Raw genomic sequence first — 17,506 nt, 5'->3', positions numbered from 1 at the left:
GTGGTCAGCCGCCGGTGTTGCTCTTGGACGGGGCCGGTGCGGGCGCCGATCCGCCGGCCACCGCGCCCGGGTGCGGCGTGGCGCTGTGCGTGGGCTTCAGCCCCGCCGGCACGGGCAGCGCGCTGCCCTTGGCGAACTCGTCCCAGCCGACGTTCCACGCCGTGAAGCCGTTGCCCTGGTCCAGCTTCACCTCGGTGCCCTTGACCGTCACGAGGTCGCCGACCTGGGTGACGCCCATCAGCCAGTCCGCGGCGGCGGCGGAGACGTTGGTGCAGCCGTGTGAGGTGTTGGTGAAGCCCTGCTCCCCCTCTGACCACGGGGCGGAGTGGATGAACTCGCCACCCCAGGTGAGCCGCTGGGCGTCATCGACCTCGACCACGTAGGGATCGGCCGAACCCCGGGTGTCGAAGATGGTGTGGTCGAACTTCTCCATGATCACCATCTTGCCGCTGGAGGTGGGCGTGCTCGACTTGCCGAGGCTCACCGGCACCTTGCGGAGCAGCTTGCCCTCCCGGAAGACCGACATCTGCTTGGTGGCGTTGTCGATCTCGAGCGAGACCTGCCGACCCACCTTGCCGGTCGCGCGGTGGTCGGCGTCGCCGATGGCGTCCTTGCCGATCGGCAGCCCCTCCAGGGCGCTCCTGACGCTGATCTTCGTGCCCGACTTCCAGAAGTCGGGCGCCCGGTATTCGACCTGCTTGCCGTCCGACATCCAGGACCAGGTGCCGGGCTGCGGCGGGTCGGTCTTCACGAACAACCGGCGCTGCACGTCCGCTCTGGCCTCTTTCGGAATGGGCGGATCGAATGCGACGACCACCGGCATCGCGGTGCCGTATGTCTGATTGTCGGTGAAATAGAGTTCGCTGGTGATGGTCGGCTTGGTCGATTTCGCCATCGTGGTGAACGTCGTCTTCTGCGTGGTCGTCCGCCCGGAATCGCCGGTCGCGGTCACCTCCGCGGTGTACGTCCGCGAGTTCTCCAGCGGCCGGTCCGGCACCCAGCCCGACCCGTCCTCGCGCGGCTGCGCCGGCACCGGTCGACCCTTGTCGTCGGTGAGCTTCACCGCGGTGACCTTCCCGCCGCTGACCGTGGTCCCGACCTCCGCGCTGACCGGCACGCCCTTCGTGCGGTCCGCCGGCGTGACCGTCACCGACGGCGCGGCGGCCGCCTTGCCGTGGCCGGGCTTCACGGCCTCCCGTTGGCCGGCGGTGCACCCGCCGACGACCAGCGGCGTGGCTGCGATGGTTACCGCCAATAGCGTCAATCGCCGCCTCACGTCCATATTCCGCACCCCATTTCCACTCCCCCTTGGCTCACATTCTGTACGGCCGTCGGGACGCCGTGGCATATTCGGCGGAATTGCCAGGAGCGGCTGATTCCGATTTCGGCGCGGGCGTGCGGAAATGCGAATCGGCGACGCCGACGGGTGGGGCGTCACGGCCGTGACCGGTTGCGACGGACGAACCGCGACGACCGGTTCACCCCCGGCCGTCGTCCCCGTGGTTGCGTTCCCAGCGGCCGCCCACGGGGGGCGTGTCCAGCCGGACGGACTCCTCCGCGTTCCCGACCAGGTCGTTGTCCTCGACCCGGCAGTCGACGCAGCGGCCCTCCGCGGTGACCCACAGCCCGTGCGTCTGGGTGGTCGGCTCGTGGCTGTCCCAGACCCGGTTGCCCCGGATGGTGGCCGAGTCCATCGCCGCGTTGACGGTGATGCCGGCCCGGGTCGCCGGCGGCCCCGGTAGCTCGTAGGGGGTCCCGGGGTCCGGGGTGTCCCCGCTCCAGCCCGTGAAGGCGCCCGGCCGGACCGGGGACAGGTGCAGTTCGTTCTCGTCGTTCGCGGCCACCACCGCGACCCGCTCGCCCACCCGGATGGTCTTGCCCCGGTGCGCGTCGCCCTGCCATCTCGCCCGGCGGTCGATCACCGACCGCTCGCTGTACCGGACCGTGTCGCCGCCGTTCCGGTCGCCGGGCCCGCACTGGCGGCCGTTCGCCCGGATCCGGTTGCCGACGACGAACGCGTCCCGGACCGGCCGGTCGAAGCGGACGGCGTCCAGGCTGTTGCCGTAGAACTCGTTGCTCTCGATGACGATCTCCCGGGCGCACTCCTGCCCCGCGTCGCCCAGGCTGCGCTGGTGGTAGCCGTACCGGCCGTTGCCGCTGATCCGGTTGCCCCGCACCGTGTACGGCCCGGGGGTGTTGCCGATGCTGATGCCGTCGCGCAGGTTCGCGTCGATCACGCAGTCGGTGAGCAGGCCGCCCCGACCCGCCGTGCCGGTGGTGCCCTTGGCCGACACCTGGAAGCCCGCGTCGAGGTTGCCGACAAGCGTGCACGCCGACACGACGAGGCCGTTGGCGCCCCAGTCGGCGATGCCGAAGCGGTTGCCCTCGGCGTGGCAGCCGACCACCCGGATGCCCCGTGGGCGCAGCCCGCCCTCGAACTGCAGCTCGAAGAAGATCCCGCTGGTGGCGTTGCCCACGGCCGAGCAGTTCACGACGTTGACCCGCTCGACGCTGCCCCAGCCGCCGATCCCGATGCCGATGCCCGCGCCGCCCATCTCGGTGCCGTTGTCCATCCGCCCGCACCCGGCCACCAGCACCCCGTCGATCATGCAGTCCTGGAGAAAGTCGCAGCCCAGGCCGGTCGCCGCGGTGTGGTGGATGTAGAGGTTGCGGAACACGCCCCGGACCACGTACTGGAGGCCCAGCCCCTTGGCCTGCGGGTTGTACTCGGCCATCGCCACCCCCGACCCGTCGATCTCGAAGTCGGCGAAGGTGCAGTACGCCAGGTGCCGCTCCCGGCTCGCGCCGTGCAGCTCGGCGGTGTGGAACGCCAGCGGGGTCGGGTCGGCCCGGTTGCCCGGGTTGCCGAGCACGAACCGGGTGGCGCCGGGACCCGCGCCGACCAGCGAGACGCCGGTCCGCCAGACGGTGCCGGCGTCCCGGATCGAGTAGACCCCGGGCGGGCAGTAGATCACGCGGGCCCGCCCGTCGGCGGCGTACGCGTCGCCCAGCAGGTCCACCAACGCGGCGAGGGCCGGCTGGTCGTTTGTCGTCCCGTCCCCGGTCAGCCCGTGCTCCCGGGCGTCGCTCATCAGCGGCGCGCCAGCGACCGGATGCGGGCGCACCCCACCGGCCGAGGGCATCTGCGGGTCCGTCATCCGTCCCTCCCCGTCGGCGACCGGGCTCGTCTTCCCGGTCCGGCGGCGGAGAAACAGGGGTGCGGCCCCGGCCGCCAGGGCGGCCGGGGCCCACGGTTCAGACGTTCGCCACCAGGAGGGCGGGCTGCTCGACGCAGTCCGCCACGTGCCGCAGGAAGCCGCCCGCCACGCCACCGTCGCAGACGCGGTGGTCGAAGGTGAGGCTGAGCTGGGTCACCTTGCGCACGGCGAGCTGCCCGTCGACCACCCAGGGCTTGTCCACGATCCGGCCGACGCCGAGCAGCGCCGCCTCGGGGTGGTTGATGATCGGGGTGGAGCCGTCCACCCCGAACACCCCGTAGTTGTTGAGGGTGAAGGTGCCGCCGGTCAGCCGCGCCGGGGGCAGGGTGCCGGCGCGGGCGGCCGCCGTGGTCTCGGCGAGCGTGGCGGCCAGCTCCCGGGTGGTCAGCTGCTGGGCGTCGCGCAGCACCGGGACGACCAGGCCCCGGTCGGTCTGCGCCGCGATGCCCAGGTGCACCCCGGCGGACTGCACGATCCGCTGCCCCTCGGTGTCGACGTGGGCGTTGAGCTGCGGGTACCTCCGCAGGCCGCTGAGACAGATCCGGGCCAGCAGGGCCAGGATGCTGACCGGCGCGTCCGGGGTGGCGGCGTTGATCGCGGCCCGGGTCGCCAGCAGGCCGGTGGCGTCCACGTCCACCCAGATGGTCACCTCGGGGATCTCCCGCCGGCTGCGGGAGAGCTTGTCGGCGATGGCCTTGCGGATGCCGGTGAGCGGGATCACCACGTCGCCGTCCGCGGCCGGGGCCAGCCCGACGTGCGCGGCCGGGCTGTCCGGCACGGCGGCGAGCTTCGCCGCCGGCGCGGCCGACGCGGCCTCCACGTCGGCGCGGCGGATCACCCCGCCCGGCCCGGTGCCGTGCAGGGCCGCCAGGTCGAGGCCGCGTTCCCGGGCCAGCCGCCGGACGATCGGCGAGATGACGAGCGGAGCCGTCCGGGCCCCGCCGTCCGCGCCGGTGGCTCCGCCGGTGGTCGGCGTCGCCGTCGCGGCGGGTGTCGGGTCCGCCGTCGCGGCCGTGGGCTCCGCGGCGAGGGCCAGCCGCGGCCGGCGGCGCCGCCGGCCCGAGCCGCCGTGGCCGGTGCCGTACCCGATCAGGACGTTGCCGGAGCCGGCCCGCTCCTCCTCGCGGTAGGTGGCGTGCGGGTCGTCGCCGCCGCCCTCCAGGGACGCGATCGTGATCAGCGGCTGGCCCACCGGGCGGACCTCACCCGCCGCGCCGTGCAGGGCGACGACCCGGCCGGCGTACGGGCAGGGGACGTCGACCACGGCCTTGGCCGTCTCCACCTCCACCACGGTCTGGTCCACGGTGACCACGTCGCCGACGGCGACCCGCCACTCGACGATCTCCGCCTCGCTCAGCCCCTCGCCCAGGTCGGGCAGGAGGAAGTCGCGGGTCCCGGTCGCGGTGGTCATGCGTTCGCTCATGCCGCCACCCACCGCTCGTCCGGCTGGTCGTCCCACTGGAGCCGGGCCACGGTGTCCAGCACCCGGTCCACCGAGGGCAGGTGGGTGTGCTCCAGCATCGGCGCCGGGTAGGGGATGTCCAGACCGGACACCCGCAGCACCGGGGCGTGCAGGGCGTGGAAGCAGCGCTCCTGCACCCGGGCGGCGATCTCCGCGCCGACCCCGGCGAAGCCCTGCGCCTCCTGGATCACCACGCAACGGCCCGTCTTCCGCACCGAGGCGGCGACGGTGGCGTCGTCGAACGGCACGATCGTGCGCACGTCGACCACCTCCAGGTCCCAGCCCTCCTCGCGGGCGGCCTCGGCGGCCTCCAGTGCGACCGGCACCGCCGGCCCGTACGCGACGAGGGTGGCGTCGGTGCCGGCGCGGCGAACGACTGCCTTGCCGAACGGCGCGGTCCGGACCGGCAGCTCCGCCTCGCCGCTTCCGAAGTAGAGCTTCTTCGGCTCCATGAACACGACCGGGTCCGGGTCGTCGATCGCCTCGCGCAGCAGCGAGTACGCGTCCTCCACGGTGGCCGGCGTGACCACCTTGAGGCCGGGGGTGTGCGCGTAGTACGCCTCGGAGGAGTCGCAGTGGTGCTCCACGCCGCCGATGCCGCCGGCGTACGGGACCCGGATGACGATCGGCACGCTGAGCGCGCCCCGGGTGCGGTTGCGCAGCTTCGCGACGTGCGAGGCGATCTGCTCGAACGCCGGGTACGCGAACGCGTCGAACTGCATCTCGACCACCGGGCGCAGCCCGGACATGGCCAGGCCGACGGCGAACCCGACGATGCCGGCCTCCGCGAGCGGGGTGTCGAAGCAACGCTTGTCGCCGAACCGGGCCTGGAGCCCGTCGGTGATCCGGAAGACCCCGCCGAGCTGGCCGACGTCCTCGCCGAAGACGACCACCCGCTCGTCGTCCAGCATCGCGTCGGCGAGCGCGGCGTTGAGCGCCTTCGCCATGGTCATGGTGGCCATCAGGCGTCCCCCTCCTCGGCGCGGGCCGCGGCCAGCTCGGCCCGGACCTGTTCGCGCTGCTCGACCAGTTGCGGGGTCGGTTCGGCGTAGACATGGTCGAAGAGGCTCAGCGGGTCGACCTCGGGCTGGGCGTTCATCCGGTCGCGCAGCGCGGCGGCGTACGCCTCAGCCTCCTCGGCGACCGCCGCTACCGCGGCGTCGTCCAGCACGCCCCGGTTCCGCAGGTACGCCTCCAGCCGGGCGATCGGGTCACGGTCCCGCCACGCCTCGACCTCCTCGGCGTCCCGGTAGCGGGTCTGGTCGTCGGCGTTGGTGTGCGGCTCCATCCGGTACGTGTGCGCCTCGACCAGGTACGGGCCCCTGCCCGCGCGGGCGTGCGCCACGGCGCGGTTCAGCACGGCGAGCACGGCCACCGGGTCGTTGCCGTCGACCTGCTCGCTGGGCACGCCGTAGCCGACGCCCTTGTAGGCCAGGCTCGGCGCGGCGGTCTGCCGGGACAGCGGCACGCTGATCGCGTACTTGTTGTTCTGCACGAAGTAGACGACCGGGGCCTTGAACACGGCGGCGAAGTTGACGCCCTCGTGGAAGTCGCCCTCGCTGGTGGCGCCGTCACCGATGAAGGCCAGCGCCACGGTGTCCCGGCCCTGGTACGACTCGCCGTAGGCCAGCCCGGCGGCGTGCACGCACTGGGTGGCGAGCGGGGTGCACTGCGGCGCGGTGTGCACGGCGGTCGGGTCGTACCCGCAGTGCCAGTCGCCGCGGAGCAGGGTGAGCACCTCGACGGGGTCGATGCCGCGCGCGGTCAGCGCCATCGACTCGCGGTAGGTGGGGAACACCCAGTCGGTGTCGCGCAGCGCCAGCACCCCGCCGACCTGGCAGGCCTCCTGGCCGCGCGAGGACGGGTAGACGGCGAGCCGCCCCTGCTTGGTCAGCGCGGTGGCCTGGACGTCGAAGCGACGGCCGACGACCATCCGCCGGTACATCTCGCGCAGCGCCTCGACCGGCGGCTCCGGGTAGTCGTCGCGGGCGGGCAGCGGGGTGCCGTCCGGGTTCAGCAGCCGGACCGGCTCGCTCTCGGGCAGCAGGCCGGCCGACGGGTCGGTGGCGGCCGGGGTGGCCGGCCGGCGGGTGCGCGGGGATGCCCTGCGGACCGCCTGGGGTGTGGTCGTCACGGCGGGGACCTCCTGGACGTGTGGTGGCCCTATGCTTCCGCTGTCGGATGATTGACTCAACATCCGGCGTGAACGCGGGACGAATGGCACGAGGAGGCGGGCTTCATGAGCCAGGAGACCGGAACCGCACCGGGCACGACGGGCGGAACGGGACGTTCGGCCGGGCCGCTCGACGAGGTCGACAGGCGGATCCTGCGCGAACTGACCGAGGACGCCCGGCTCTCCATCCGTACGCTCGCCGAACGTGTGCACGTCTCGCGCACCAACGCGTACGCCCGGGTCGAGCGGCTGCTGCGCGACGGGGTGATCACCGGGTTCCGCGCCCAGGTGGCGCCCGAGCCGGCCGGCCTGGGCACCTCGGCGTACATCGCGTTGACCATCGAGCAGAACACCTGGCGCGAGGTCTCCGCCGAGCTGGCCCGGGTGCGTTACATCGAGCACGCGGCGCTGCTCAGCGGCGAGCACGACGTCCTGGCCCTGGTCCGCGCGCCGGACAACGCCACCCTGCGGGACGTGGTGCTGGACCGGGTGCAGAGCATCGCCGGGGTGCTGTCGACCCGGACCTGGCTGGTCTTCGAGGAGTTCGACGGGACGCTGAGCCCCTGGCAGTGACGCCCTACCGCTCGGGCGGAGCCTCGATGCCCTCGCGGTCGGCCAGCTCCAGCAGCGGCTCCAGGGAGAACCGGCGCTCGTCCAGGCCGGCGTGCGGGTCGCCCCGCTCGGCGAACCGGGCCGGCAGACTCACCACGTCGAAGTCCTCCGGCCGCGCGTCGTCCAGCTCCGCCCAGTCCAGCGGCGCGGAGACCAGCGCCCGCGGGGTGGGCCGGATCGAGTACGCCGAGGTCACGGTGTGGTCGCGGGCCATCTGGTTGTAGTCGACGAAGACCGGCCGGTCGCGCTGCTCCCGCCACCAGGTGGTGGTCACCAGGTCGGGCAGCCGGCGCTCCATCTCCCGGCCGAGCGCCAGCACCGCGCGCCGGCAGTCGCCGAAGCTCCACCGCGGCTCGATCGACAGGTAGACGTGGATGCCCCGCCCGCCGGTGGTCTTCGGGTAGCCCACGAGGCCCAGCTCGTCGAGGAACGCGCGCACCTCGTGGGCGACCGGGACCACCTGGGCGAAGTCCACCCCGGGCATCGGGTCCAGGTCGATGCGGAGCTGGTCGGGGCGCTCCACGTCGCCCTTCGAGACCGGCCACGGGTGGAAGCGCAGGGTGCCCAGGTTGGCCGCCCAGATCACCACGGCCAGCTCGCTCGGGGCCACCTCGTCGGCGGTCCGGCCGCTCGGGAAGGTGATGTGCGCGGTGCGCACCCACTCGGGCGCGCCCGCCGGCAACCGCTTCTGGTAGAACGCGTCGCCCTTGTTGGTCTGCCGGGTGGCGATCTTCGCGCCCTCGAACACACCGCGCGGCCAGCGCTCCAGCATGGTCGGTCGGTCGCGCAGCGCGCGCAGGATGCCGTCGCCGACGGCCAGGAAGTAGCGGACCACGTCCAGCTTGGTCAGTCCGCGCTCCGGGAAGTAGGGCTTGTCGGGGCTGGAGACGCGGACCAGCCGCTCCCCCACCCGGATCTCCTCCGCCGCCGTGGTCGCCACGCCTGACACCGTACGACGCGAACGGTCCCGGCGCGGGGATCTCGTCAGGTGATGAGCAGGACCCCCACGACGATCAGGGGGACCGAGACGAAGAGGAAGATGCCGACGCCGGTGAGCACCCGTCCCCCGCCGCCGTCCTCCCGCTCCGGGGCCAGCCCGAAGGTGGACCGGGCGGGCAGCATCCCGATCCGGCTCAGGGTGAGGTCACCGGTCATCCCGATCACGGCGCCGACCAGCATGAACGCCACGCCCAGCCGGTGGACGAAGTCACCGCCGCTGACCCCGACCCAGACGCCCACCGCGATCGCGATCGTCACGACCGCGATCAGGAAGAGCACCAGCGCCTCCCGCAGACCCCTGATGACCGTCGCCATGCGTCGCCTCCCCGGCCACCGGGCCCACCCCGGTACGCCGGTCGACATTCTGCCCGGTCGATGCCACAGCGCGCCGCCCCGACGGGTTCCGGACACGCCGGTGGCCGGGTGGGCGCACCCCACCCGGCCTCCTGTCGTACGGTCAGCCGTTCTCCTTCTGGAGCCGGTCCATGAGCATCTTCTTGCCCTGGTCGGCGGCCTTGCGGTTGTTCTCCTGCATCTTGCGGAACCAGGCGGCGAGCTCGGTGTCGCCCCGGTCCTCCGCGTCGGCGATGTAGGTCTCCATGTGCCAGACGTGCTTGAGTGACATCTGCACCGCGTGGATCAGGTCGTAGTTCTTGTCCTTGACCGGGCTTTCTGGCTGTCGGACCATCGTCGCCACGGCACACCTCCCCCTGTGTCGGCTTCCGGTTGGCCGACCGCGCTTACCCGCCCGGCCGCCGTTCACGCCCGCCGGGCCCCGGGGACCGCCACCGGCCGGACGGTTACCCGCCGGACGGCCCGGGTACCGGAGGCCGCATGGCGGAACTGGCAACCCTCTGGATCGTCCGGCACGGCGAGAGCACGGCGAACGTCGCGGCCACGGCGGCCGAGACGTCCGGCGCCGAGCTGATCGACCTGACCCACCGGGACGCGGACGTGCCGCTGTCGGCCACCGGCGAGGAGCAGGCGCGGGCGACCGGCCGCTGGCTGGCCGGCCTGCCCGAGGGGCGGCGGCCGGACGTGGCGGTGGTGTCGCCGTACCTGCGTGCGGTGCGGACCGCCGAGCTGGCCCTCGCCGGCACCGGCGTGCCGGCCAGCCGGGACGAGCGGCTGCGCGACCGGGAGCTGGGCATCCTCGACGGGCTGACCGGCCACGGCGTCCGGCAGCGCTATCCCGAGGAGTCGGCGCGCCGCGCCCGGCTCGGCAAGTTCTACTACCGCCCGCCGGGTGGCGAGTCCTGGACCGACGTGGCGCTGCGGCTGCGCGCCCTCCTCGGCGACCTGCGCCGGGACCATGCCGGTGGCCGGGTGCTGCTGTTCGGCCACGACGCGCTGGTGTTCCTGCTCCGATACCTGGTGGAGGGGCTCACCGAGGCGGAGCTCATGGCGCTCACCCGGGAGCACGTGATCGCCAACTGCTCGGTCACCGCCTGGTCGGCCGACGCCACCGGCCGGCTGACCCCGGACGTGTTCAACGACGTGGCGCACCTGCACCGGCAGGGAGCGCGGCCGACCAGGGAGGACGAGGTCCATGCCGAGCCGGTCTGAGGTCATCACCCCCGCCCTCCTGCGGGACTGGGCGCTGCCGGTGCCGACCGGCGGCAAGGAGGCCCGCGGCACGGTGCTGGTGGTCGGCGGGTCCCGGTTCACCCCCGGCGCGGTGCTGCTGGCCGGTGTCGCCGCCCTGCGCGCCGGCGCCGGTGTGCTGCAACTGGCCGCCGCCGAGTCCACCGCCGCCGCGCTCAGCATCCAGGTGCCCGAGGCGCTGGTGGTCGGGCTGCCGGAGACCGCCGACGGCGCGGTCCAGGGCGACCCGGGCGACCTGCTCGGCGGCCTGGTCGCCGAGGCGGACGTGGTGGCGGTCGGCCCCGGCCTGAAGGACATCGACGCCACCCGGGCGCTGCTGCACGTGGTGCTCGACGCGGCCGGCCCGGAGACCTCGCTGGTGCTCGACGCGTACGCCCTCGGCGCGCTCAGCCACGAGCCGGACCTGCTGGTCGGCTCGGGGCGTCCGGTGGTCCTCACCCCCAACCTCACCGAGGCCCGGCACCTGCTCGGCCGGAAGCCGGGCGACGACCTCGACGCCGACGCGGTCGAGCTGGCCCGCCGGTACGACGCCGTGGTCTCCCTCTACGGCCACATCGCCACCCCGGAGGGGCGGGCGTGGCGGGAGGAGAGCGGTGACGCCGGGCTGGGCACCTCCGGCAGCGGCGACGTCCGGGCCGGGCTGCTCGCGGGGCTGCTGTCCCGGGGCGCCGAGCCGGCGCAGGCCGCCTGCTGGGCCGCGTTCGCCCACGCGGTGAGCGGGCAACGCCTGGTCCCCCGCTACGGCCGGATCGGCTTCCTGGCCCGCGAGCTGCTCGACGAGATCCCCTACACGGTGGCCACCGTCTGACGGTTGTTGTTCATCCGTTCGGATGTGTGTAACAACACACCGGCTCCCTACGCTGGTTGACCGAAGGCAAGCAACCTGCTCGTCTTCCGCCGGCCCGCTTCCCACCAGGGAGTGGGGTCGGCCGGATCGGCCCCCTGGGAGTCTGTGTGAAGAACCTCCGTCGCAAGACACTGGCCGCCGCGTCCGCCGCGACGCTCGGCGTCGGCCTCGCCCTCACCGGCGGGCTGGCACCGGCGGCGGCCGCCGGACCGGACACCTCGTATCTGGTCCTCGCCCCGCAGGGCGCCAACACCAGCCAGGCCGCCGCCCGCGTGGCGGCCGCCAAGGGCACCGTCGTGGCCACCTACGACCAGATCGGCGTGCTCGTCGTCCGTTCGACCAACCCGGACTTCGCCACGCAGGTGGCGGGCGCGGGCGTCGAGTCGGTCGCGTCCACCGCCGGCCTGGGCACCGCCCTCGACGAGGGCGAGACCGTGGAGGTCTCCGCGGCCGACGTCGCCAGCGCCACCGGCGACCCGACCAAGGAGCCGCTCTACGGCCAGCAGTGGGACATGAACATGATCCACGTCCCGCAGGCCCACGCGGTCACCACCGGTAGCGCGAACGTCGTCGTCGGCGTGCTGGACAGCGGCATCTCCAGCACCCACCCGGACCTGGCGACCCAGATCGCCAAGGACAAGAGCACGTCCTGCATCGGCGGTGTCACCGACACCACCGAGGCGGCGTGGAACCCGACCACCAGCGACCACGGCACCCACGTGGCCGGCACCATCGCCGCCGCCATCAACGGCGTCGGCGTGACCGGCATCGCGCCGGGCGTCAAGGTCGCCGCCGTCAAGGTCGTCGACGACGGCGGCTTCATCTACCCGGAGGCCGCGGTGTGCGGCTTCCTCTGGGCCGCCGACCACGGGATGCAGCTGACCAACAACAGCTACTACATCGACCCGTGGGAGCTGAACTGCCGCAACGACGCGCGCCAGCGTCCGGTGTGGCAGGCCGTGCAGCGGGCCATCCGCTACTCGCAGTCCAAGGGCGTGCTCAACGTGGCGTCCGCGGGCAACTCCAACTACGACCTGGCCCACAAGGTGACCGACACCGGCAGCCCGGACAACGTGCCGCCGGCCGAGCAGGAGAACCGGGTGGACCTCACCAGCGCCTGTCTCGACCTGCCGGCCGAGGCCCCGGGCGTGGTGACCGTCTCCGCGGTCGGCCCGACCGGTGCGAAGAGCTACTACTCCTCGTACGGCCAGGGCGTGGTGGACGTGACGGCGCCGGGTGGCGACAGCCGGATCCGCACGCAGGGCGCCAGCCCGACCAGCGCGGACCAGATCCTGTCGACGACCTTCAACACCACCACCCGCACCAACGGGTGGGGGTACAAGCAGGGCACATCGATGTCCGGCCCGCACGCTACCGGCGTCGCGGCGCTGGCGCTGTCGGCGCACCCGGGGATGACCCCGGGCCAGCTGGCGTCGTTCCTGGAGCGCACGTCGGTCGCGCAGTCCTGCCCGGAGGGCGTCTTCAACCTGGTGCCGCTGCACCCGAACGGCGCGCACTTCTACGACGCGACCTGCTCCGGCGGGGCCCGTAACGGGTTCTACGGCGCCGGCATCGTCGACGCGTACAACGTGGTGAAGTAACGGGTAGCACCAACGACGGGGCCCGGCGACGTGTCGCCGGGCCCCGTTCGTTTGTCCTGGTCGGGACGGGGGTAGGGGGGCCACATCAACCGACTCTAGGAGGTACCCCGGTGTCCACCGACGCGATCGTCCTGCTCAAGGAGGACCACAAGGAGATGCGCCGCCTGTTCAAGGCCTTCCAGGATGCCGAGGAGGGCCCGGCGAGCGAGCGGCAGAAGCTGGTGAAGCAGATCCTCGAGGCCCTGACGGTGCACACCTACCTCGAGAACGAGGTGATGTACCCGGAGGTCCGCAAGCTCGTGCCCGACGTCGAGGACGACATCCTGGAGTCGTACGAGGAGCACCACGTCGCCGACGTGCTCTGCTTCGAGCTCTTCACCATGGACGCGGACGACGAGCGCTTCAACGCCAAGACGACGGTGCTCATCGAGAACGTGCTGCACCACGTCGAGGAGGAGGAGCAGGAGTGGTTCCCCAAGGTGCGCGAGGCGCTCGGCCGTAACCAGCTCCAGGAGATCGGCCAGCGGATGATCGACCTGCGCCCGAAGGCGCCGAAGACCCCGGCCGCCCCGAAGGCGCTGAAGAAGTCGCTGGACGCGGTCATCGCCTGACCCGGCACGGCGTGACGGCGGGACCCGGCGCAGGCCGGGTCCCGCCGTCGTTTCCGCGGTTCAGCTGCCCGAGCCCGGCTCGGCCATCTTCCGGTGCTGCTCCGCCTTCAGCCGGTCCGGGACGATCTTGCCGGCGGCGGTCTGCAGCTTGTTCACGAACGAGCCGGCGGCCACCTTGTGCTCCCCCTTCATGAGGGCCTCGAAGGCGTCCTCGGCGACCGCGCGCGGGTCGTCCTTCCTGCCCTGGGCGACCCGGGTGTCCTCCATGTGGGCCCGCTCGAAGAACTCGGTGTCGGTCGGCCCGGGCATCAGGGACGTCACGGTGACGCCGCTGTCCTTCAGCTCGTTGCGCAGCCCCTCCGCGAACGACTGCACGAACGACTTCGAGGCGTTGTAGACCGCCTGGTACGGCCCCGGCATGGTCGAGGCGATCGACGAGGTGAACAGCACCCGCCCCTGCCCCCGCTCCACCATGCCCGGCAGCAGGCGCTTGGCCAGGTGCACCGTCGAGCGCACGTTCAGGTCGACGACGGTCAGCTCGTCGCGCAGGTCCGTCCCGCCCACGAAGTCGCCGCCGGCGCCGCGGCCGGCGTTGAGCGCCAGCGCGTCGACCGGCCGGCCCAGCTCCGTCACGGCCCTGGTCAGCTGCTCCACCCCGTCGGGCGTGGCCAGGTCCACCTGGACGGGGTACGCCTCGGGGCCGTTGTCGCGGCGCAGGTTCCGCGCCGCCGTGGCGATCGCCGGGTCCTCGGCGGCCACCACCACGTCGTACCCGTGCTCGGTGAACTGGGCGGCCAACTCGTACCCGATCCCGCTGGACGCGCCGGTCACCACGGCGAGCGGACGGCCGGTCGTCGGTGTGCTCATCCTCGTGCCTCCTCTTCCCGGGGGCGTGGGCCGCGTGGCCCTGCCCCCACCCGAGGGGTTTGCCCAGCCCCGGGCGGCCCAACCCCGCCGGCGCGCGGCGGAGGTGCGCCCGGCCGGCCGGAGGCCCACCCGGTAGGATCGGCGCGGGCCGTGACTGGCGCGTGGGGATGGAGAACCATCGGGGAGCGGCCCCGTCACGAGGACGCATGCCGAGCGCCTGGGCCTTCCGCACGTCACCAGGAGGTCGCATGTCGCTGAACGCCGAATCCACCGCCTTCCGCAGCGCGCTGGAGGTGATCCGGGCCGTCGAGCCGCGGGTGGCGGACGCCATCGGGGCCGAACTGGCCGACCAGCGCGAATCGCTCAAGCTCATCGCCAGCGAGAACTACGCCTCCCCGGCCACCCTGCTGGCCATGGGCAACTGGTTCAGCGACAAGTACGCCGAGGGCACCATCGGCCGCCGCTTCTACGCCGGCTGCCAGAACGTCGACACCGTCGAGGCGCTCGCCGCCGACCACGCCAAGGAACTGTTCGGCGCCGCCCACGCGTACGTGCAGCCGCACTCCGGCATCGACGCCAACCTGGTCGCCTTCTGGGCCATCCTGGCCGACCGGGTCGAGTCCCCGGCGCTCAGGAAGGCCCAGGTACGCCAGGTCAACGACCTCACCGAGGCCGACTGGTTCGCGCTGCGCCGCGAGCTGGGCAACCAGCGGATGCTCGGCATGTCGCTGGACGCCGGCGGCCACCTCACCCACGGCTTCCGGCCCAACATCTCCGGCAAGATGTTCGACCAGCGCAGCTACGGCACCGACCCGGCCACCGGCCTGGTCGACTACGACAAGGTCGCCGAGGCGGCCCGCGAGTTCAAGCCGCTGATCCTGGTCGCCGGCTACTCGGCGTACCCCCGGAAGGTGAACTTCCGGATCATGCGGGAGATCGCCGACTCCGTCGGCGCCACCTTCATGGTCGACATGGCGCACTTCGCGGGCCTGGTCGCCGGCAAGGTCTTCACCGGCGACTTCGACCCGGTGCCGCACGCGCACATCGTCACCACCACCACCCACAAGTCGCTGCGCGGCCCGCGCGGCGGCATGGTGCTCTGCGGTCCCGAGCTGGCCGACCAGGTCGACCGGGGCTGCCCCATGGTGCTCGGCGGCCCGCTGCCGCACGTGATGGCCGCCAAGGCCGTCGCCCTGGCCGAGGCCCGCCGCCCCGACTTCGCCGACTACGCCCAGCGGATCGTCGACAACGCCCAGGCCCTCGCCGAGGGGCTGCTGCGCCGGGGCGCGAAGCTGGTCACCGGCGGCACCGACAACCACCTCGTGCTCATCGACGTCTCCGGCTACGGCCTCACCGGTCGCCAGGCCGAGCAGGCGCTGCTCGACTCGGGCATCGTGACCAACCGCAACGCCGTCCCGCAGGACCCGAACGGCGCCTGGTACACCTCCGGCATCCGGATCGGCACCCCGGCGCTGACCACCCGCGGGCTGGGCGCCAGCGAGATGGACACCACCGCCGAGCTGATGCACACCGTGCTCAGCCAGACCACCCCGGGCGCGAACGCCGACGGCACCCCGTCCAAGGCCAAGTACGTCCTCGACCCGGCCCTGGCCGAGACGGTGAGCAAGCAGGCCAGCGACCTGCTCAGCAGCTTCCCCCTCTACCCGTCCGTCGACCTCGGCTGACCATCTCTTCCTGGACGCCCCGCCCGGCCTCGGCCGCGCGGGGCGTCCCCGTCCCACCGGCCGTGCCCGCGCCACTGCCGCACGCCCGCCTGACCCGCCGCATGCGCCGGGCTGGGCGGGTGTGGGCGGGTGGGGGCGGGTCTCGGGCGGGTCAGGGGGTTCGGTGGGAGTGGTGGCGGCGCGCCTGTAGGCGGTGGAGGATGTTCGTGCCGCCGCGGCCGAAGTGGTCGTGCAGGGTTTGGTAGTCGGCGTACAGCTCGTCGTACGCCGCCGCCCGGGCCGGGTCCGGGTGCCAGGTCTCGCGGTGTGACGCGCCCATGGCCGCCGATGCGCTCTCCACGTCCGGGTACGCCCCGGCGGCCACGGCCGCGTGGATGGCCGCGCCCAGCGCCGCCGGGTGGGCGGCGTCGAGGACGTGCAGCGGGCGGCGCAGCACGTCGGCGTAGATGCGCAGCAGCAGCCGGTTGGCGGTGAGCCCACCGGCGGCGGTGAGCTCGTCGACGGGTACGCCGGCGGCCTCGAACGCCTCGACGACGGTGCGGGCGCCGAACGCCGTCGCCTCCAGCAGGGCGCGCCAGATCTCCTCGGGCCGGGTGGCCAGGGTGAGCCCGACCAGCACCCCGCTCAGCTCGTGGTCCATGAGCACCGACCGGTTGCCGCTGTGCCAGTCCAGCGCGAGCAGCCCGTGCCCGCCCACCGGCTGGTCGGCGGCGAGCGTGTCGAGCAGGTCCTGCACGGGCATCCCGCGGCGGGCGGCCTCGGCGGCGTACGACGCGGGCAGGGCGCTGTCGACGTACCAGGCGAAGATGTCGCCGACGCCGCTCTGGCCGGCCTCGTAGCCCCACCGGCCGGCGGTGACGCCACCCTCGACGACGCCGCAGACGCCGGGCACCTCGTGGCAGGTGTCGGCGTTCATGATCAGGCAGGTGGAGGTGCCGAGGACGGCGAGCATCCGGCCGGGCGCGACCGACCGGGCCGCCGCCGCGGTGACGTGGGCGTCGATGGCCCCGGCGGCCACGGCGATGCCGGCGGGCAGTCCGGTCCAGCCGGCGGCCTCGGCGGTCAGCCCGCCGGCCCGGGCGGCCGGCGGCAGCAACGGCCCGTCGTCGATCTTCGTGAGCAGGCCCGGCAGGTCCGGGTGCAGCGCGGCGAGGAAGTCGGCGGCCGGGTAGCGGCCGTCCTGGCGTAGCCCCTTGAAGCCGGCGGCGGAGGCATTCCGCGTCGGATTGCCGCAGAGTCGCCGGACCAGCCAGTCGGCGGTCTCGACCCAGCGGTCGGCGCGGCGGAAGACCTGCGGGTCCTCCTCCAGCACCTCCAGGGCCTTGGCGAGCTGCCACTCGGCGGAGACCCGACCGCCGTACCGGGCCAGCCAGGGCTCGCCGCGCTCGGCGGCCAGGGCGTTGATCCGGTCGGCCTGCCGCTGCGCCGAGTGGTGCTTCCAGAGCTTCGGCCAGGCGTGCGGGCGGGCCCGGAACTCCGGCAGCTCGGCGAGCGGGGTGCCGTCGGCGCGGGTGGGCAGCACCGTGCAGGAGGTGGCGTCGAGGCCCACGCCGACCACCTCCGCCGGGTCGATCCCGGCGGCGCGGACGGCGGCGGGCACCGCGGTGCGCAGCACCTCGACGTGGTCCGCCGGGTCCTGGAGCGCCCAGCCGTGCGGCAGCGCCGGCCCGCCGGGCAGCCGCTCCGTGATGACCCCGTGCCGGTACGCGTGCACCGCGCTGCCCCGCTCGGCGCCGTCGGCCACGTCGACCACCACGGCCCGCCCGGACAGCGTGCCGAAGTCCACCCCGACGACGTACCGGCCCACCGTTGCTCCTCCCCCACCT

The 17,506-nt window shown here is 73.4% G+C and carries 16 protein-coding genes and 1 riboswitch; of the genes, 6 read left to right on the top strand and 10 right to left on the bottom strand.

Features of this window, described 5'->3' with window-relative positions; genetic code table 11:
- Positions 1 to 4: 4 nt before the first annotated feature.
- The 5 genes from GA0070603_RS01370 to pdhA all read right to left on the bottom strand — a co-directional run bounded on the left by GA0070603_RS01370 (position 5) and on the right by pdhA (position 6,847).
- The gene (locus GA0070603_RS01370; RefSeq protein ID WP_091305926.1) at positions 5 to 1,282 is read right to left on the bottom strand and encodes a L,D-transpeptidase; all 1,278 of its coding nucleotides are present in this window, start codon (positions 1,280 to 1,282) and stop codon (positions 5 to 7) included.
- A 196-nt stretch (positions 1,283 to 1,478) separates the two neighbouring features.
- Positions 1,479 to 3,158: a right-handed parallel beta-helix repeat-containing protein gene (locus GA0070603_RS01365; protein WP_091305924.1), complete on the bottom strand. Its 1,680-nt coding sequence runs from the start codon at positions 3,156 to 3,158 to the stop codon at positions 1,479 to 1,481.
- Positions 3,159 to 3,255: 97 nt separating this feature from the next.
- Positions 3,256 to 4,641 (bottom strand): dihydrolipoamide acetyltransferase family protein, encoded by a 1,386-nt coding sequence (locus tag GA0070603_RS01360; RefSeq protein ID WP_425270400.1) that lies wholly within the window; start codon positions 4,639 to 4,641, stop codon positions 3,256 to 3,258.
- On the bottom strand, positions 4,638 to 5,642 hold the full coding sequence (locus GA0070603_RS01355) for an alpha-ketoacid dehydrogenase subunit beta (protein WP_091305921.1): 1,005 nt from the start codon (positions 5,640 to 5,642) through the stop codon (positions 4,638 to 4,640). Before GA0070603_RS01355 ends, GA0070603_RS01360 begins: the two co-directional genes overlap by 4 nt.
- The gene (gene pdhA, locus GA0070603_RS01350; RefSeq protein WP_091321367.1) at positions 5,642 to 6,847 is read right to left on the bottom strand and encodes a pyruvate dehydrogenase (acetyl-transferring) E1 component subunit alpha; all 1,206 of its coding nucleotides are present in this window, start codon (positions 6,845 to 6,847) and stop codon (positions 5,642 to 5,644) included. Before pdhA ends, GA0070603_RS01355 begins: the two co-directional genes overlap by 1 nt.
- Positions 6,848 to 6,919: 72 nt before the next feature.
- On the opposite strand from pdhA, the gene GA0070603_RS01345 reads away from it, so the two are divergent.
- The gene (locus GA0070603_RS01345; RefSeq protein ID WP_091305919.1) at positions 6,920 to 7,426 is read left to right on the top strand and encodes an Lrp/AsnC family transcriptional regulator; all 507 of its coding nucleotides are present in this window, start codon (positions 6,920 to 6,922) and stop codon (positions 7,424 to 7,426) included.
- 4 nt (positions 7,427 to 7,430) lie between these two features.
- Here GA0070603_RS01345 and GA0070603_RS01340 read toward each other — a convergent pair whose 3' ends face one another.
- The 3 genes from GA0070603_RS01340 to GA0070603_RS01330 all read right to left on the bottom strand — a co-directional run bounded on the left by GA0070603_RS01340 (position 7,431) and on the right by GA0070603_RS01330 (position 9,152).
- Positions 7,431 to 8,414, bottom strand: a complete 984-nt coding sequence (locus tag GA0070603_RS01340) for a DNA polymerase domain-containing protein (protein ID WP_091305917.1) — start codon at positions 8,412 to 8,414, stop codon at positions 7,431 to 7,433.
- 35 nt (positions 8,415 to 8,449) lie between these two features.
- Complete coding sequence (locus tag GA0070603_RS01335; RefSeq protein ID WP_091305915.1) at positions 8,450 to 8,779, bottom strand: hypothetical protein; 330 nt, start codon at positions 8,777 to 8,779, stop codon at positions 8,450 to 8,452.
- Between the two features lie 142 nt (positions 8,780 to 8,921).
- Entirely contained in the window at positions 8,922 to 9,152 is a 231-nt protein-coding gene (locus tag GA0070603_RS01330) for a hypothetical protein (protein WP_091321364.1), read from the bottom strand.
- A 146-nt stretch (positions 9,153 to 9,298) separates the two neighbouring features.
- Here GA0070603_RS01330 and GA0070603_RS01325 point away from each other — a divergent pair, with 146 nt between their 5' ends.
- The 4 genes from GA0070603_RS01325 (at position 9,299) to GA0070603_RS01310 (ending at position 13,128) form a co-directional block, all read left to right on the top strand.
- On the top strand, positions 9,299 to 10,030 hold the full coding sequence (locus GA0070603_RS01325) for a histidine phosphatase family protein (RefSeq protein WP_091305912.1): 732 nt from the start codon (positions 9,299 to 9,301) through the stop codon (positions 10,028 to 10,030).
- Positions 10,014 to 10,877, top strand: a complete 864-nt coding sequence (locus tag GA0070603_RS01320) for an NAD(P)H-hydrate dehydratase (protein ID WP_091305909.1) — start codon at positions 10,014 to 10,016, stop codon at positions 10,875 to 10,877. The genes GA0070603_RS01325 and GA0070603_RS01320 overlap by 17 nt, the downstream gene beginning before the upstream one ends.
- Positions 10,878 to 11,023: 146 nt before the next feature.
- On the top strand, positions 11,024 to 12,517 hold the full coding sequence (locus GA0070603_RS01315) for a S8 family peptidase (RefSeq protein WP_091305907.1): 1,494 nt from the start codon (positions 11,024 to 11,026) through the stop codon (positions 12,515 to 12,517).
- A 110-nt stretch (positions 12,518 to 12,627) separates the two neighbouring features.
- Entirely contained in the window at positions 12,628 to 13,128 is a 501-nt protein-coding gene (locus GA0070603_RS01310; protein ID WP_091305905.1) for a hemerythrin domain-containing protein, read from the top strand.
- Positions 13,129 to 13,188: 60 nt separating this feature from the next.
- On the opposite strand, the gene GA0070603_RS01305 is transcribed toward GA0070603_RS01310, so the two are convergent.
- Positions 13,189 to 13,995, bottom strand: coding sequence for an SDR family NAD(P)-dependent oxidoreductase (locus GA0070603_RS01305; protein WP_091305903.1), 807 nt, complete (start codon positions 13,993 to 13,995; stop codon positions 13,189 to 13,191).
- Between the two features lie 140 nt (positions 13,996 to 14,135).
- Positions 14,136 to 14,225, top strand: a riboswitch (ZMP/ZTP riboswitch).
- A gap of 18 nt (positions 14,226 to 14,243) precedes the next feature.
- Here GA0070603_RS01305 and GA0070603_RS01300 point away from each other — a divergent pair.
- The gene (locus tag GA0070603_RS01300; RefSeq protein ID WP_091305901.1) at positions 14,244 to 15,680 is read left to right on the top strand and encodes a glycine hydroxymethyltransferase; all 1,437 of its coding nucleotides are present in this window, start codon (positions 14,244 to 14,246) and stop codon (positions 15,678 to 15,680) included.
- A 151-nt stretch (positions 15,681 to 15,831) separates the two neighbouring features.
- Here GA0070603_RS01300 and GA0070603_RS01295 read toward each other — a convergent pair whose 3' ends face one another.
- Positions 15,832 to 17,487, bottom strand: coding sequence for a ribulokinase (locus GA0070603_RS01295; protein ID WP_091305899.1), 1,656 nt, complete (start codon positions 17,485 to 17,487; stop codon positions 15,832 to 15,834).
- Between the last annotated feature and the right edge of the window lie 19 nt (positions 17,488 to 17,506).

Source organism: Micromonospora chersina (assembly GCF_900091475.1).
Taxonomy (GTDB): Bacteria; Actinomycetota; Actinomycetes; order Mycobacteriales; family Micromonosporaceae; genus Micromonospora; species Micromonospora chersina.
The sequence above is the reverse complement of the archived record's forward strand: the minus strand, read 5'-3'. Positions and strand labels throughout refer to the sequence as shown.

Coding starts and splice junctions, on each gene's coding strand:
- GA0070603_RS01345 (WP_091305919.1), top strand. CDS start 6,920: ATGAGCCAGGAGACCGGAACCGCACCGGGCACGACGGGCGGAACGGGA.
- GA0070603_RS01370 (WP_091305926.1), bottom strand. CDS start 1,282: ATGGACGTGAGGCGGCGATTGACGCTATTGGCGGTAACCATCGCAGCC.
- GA0070603_RS01305 (WP_091305903.1), bottom strand. CDS start 13,995: ATGAGCACACCGACGACCGGCCGTCCGCTCGCCGTGGTGACCGGCGCG.
- GA0070603_RS01300 (WP_091305901.1), top strand. CDS start 14,244: ATGTCGCTGAACGCCGAATCCACCGCCTTCCGCAGCGCGCTGGAGGTG.
- GA0070603_RS01360 (WP_425270400.1), bottom strand. CDS start 4,641: ATGAGCGAACGCATGACCACCGCGACCGGGACCCGCGACTTCCTCCTG.
- GA0070603_RS01355 (WP_091305921.1), bottom strand. CDS start 5,642: ATGGCCACCATGACCATGGCGAAGGCGCTCAACGCCGCGCTCGCCGAC.
- GA0070603_RS01330 (WP_091321364.1), bottom strand. CDS start 9,152: ATGGTCCGACAGCCAGAAAGCCCGGTCAAGGACAAGAACTACGACCTG.
- GA0070603_RS01325 (WP_091305912.1), top strand. CDS start 9,299: ATGGCGGAACTGGCAACCCTCTGGATCGTCCGGCACGGCGAGAGCACG.
- GA0070603_RS01365 (WP_091305924.1), bottom strand. CDS start 3,158: ATGACGGACCCGCAGATGCCCTCGGCCGGTGGGGTGCGCCCGCATCCG.
- GA0070603_RS01320 (WP_091305909.1), top strand. CDS start 10,014: ATGCCGAGCCGGTCTGAGGTCATCACCCCCGCCCTCCTGCGGGACTGG.
- GA0070603_RS01335 (WP_091305915.1), bottom strand. CDS start 8,779: ATGGCGACGGTCATCAGGGGTCTGCGGGAGGCGCTGGTGCTCTTCCTG.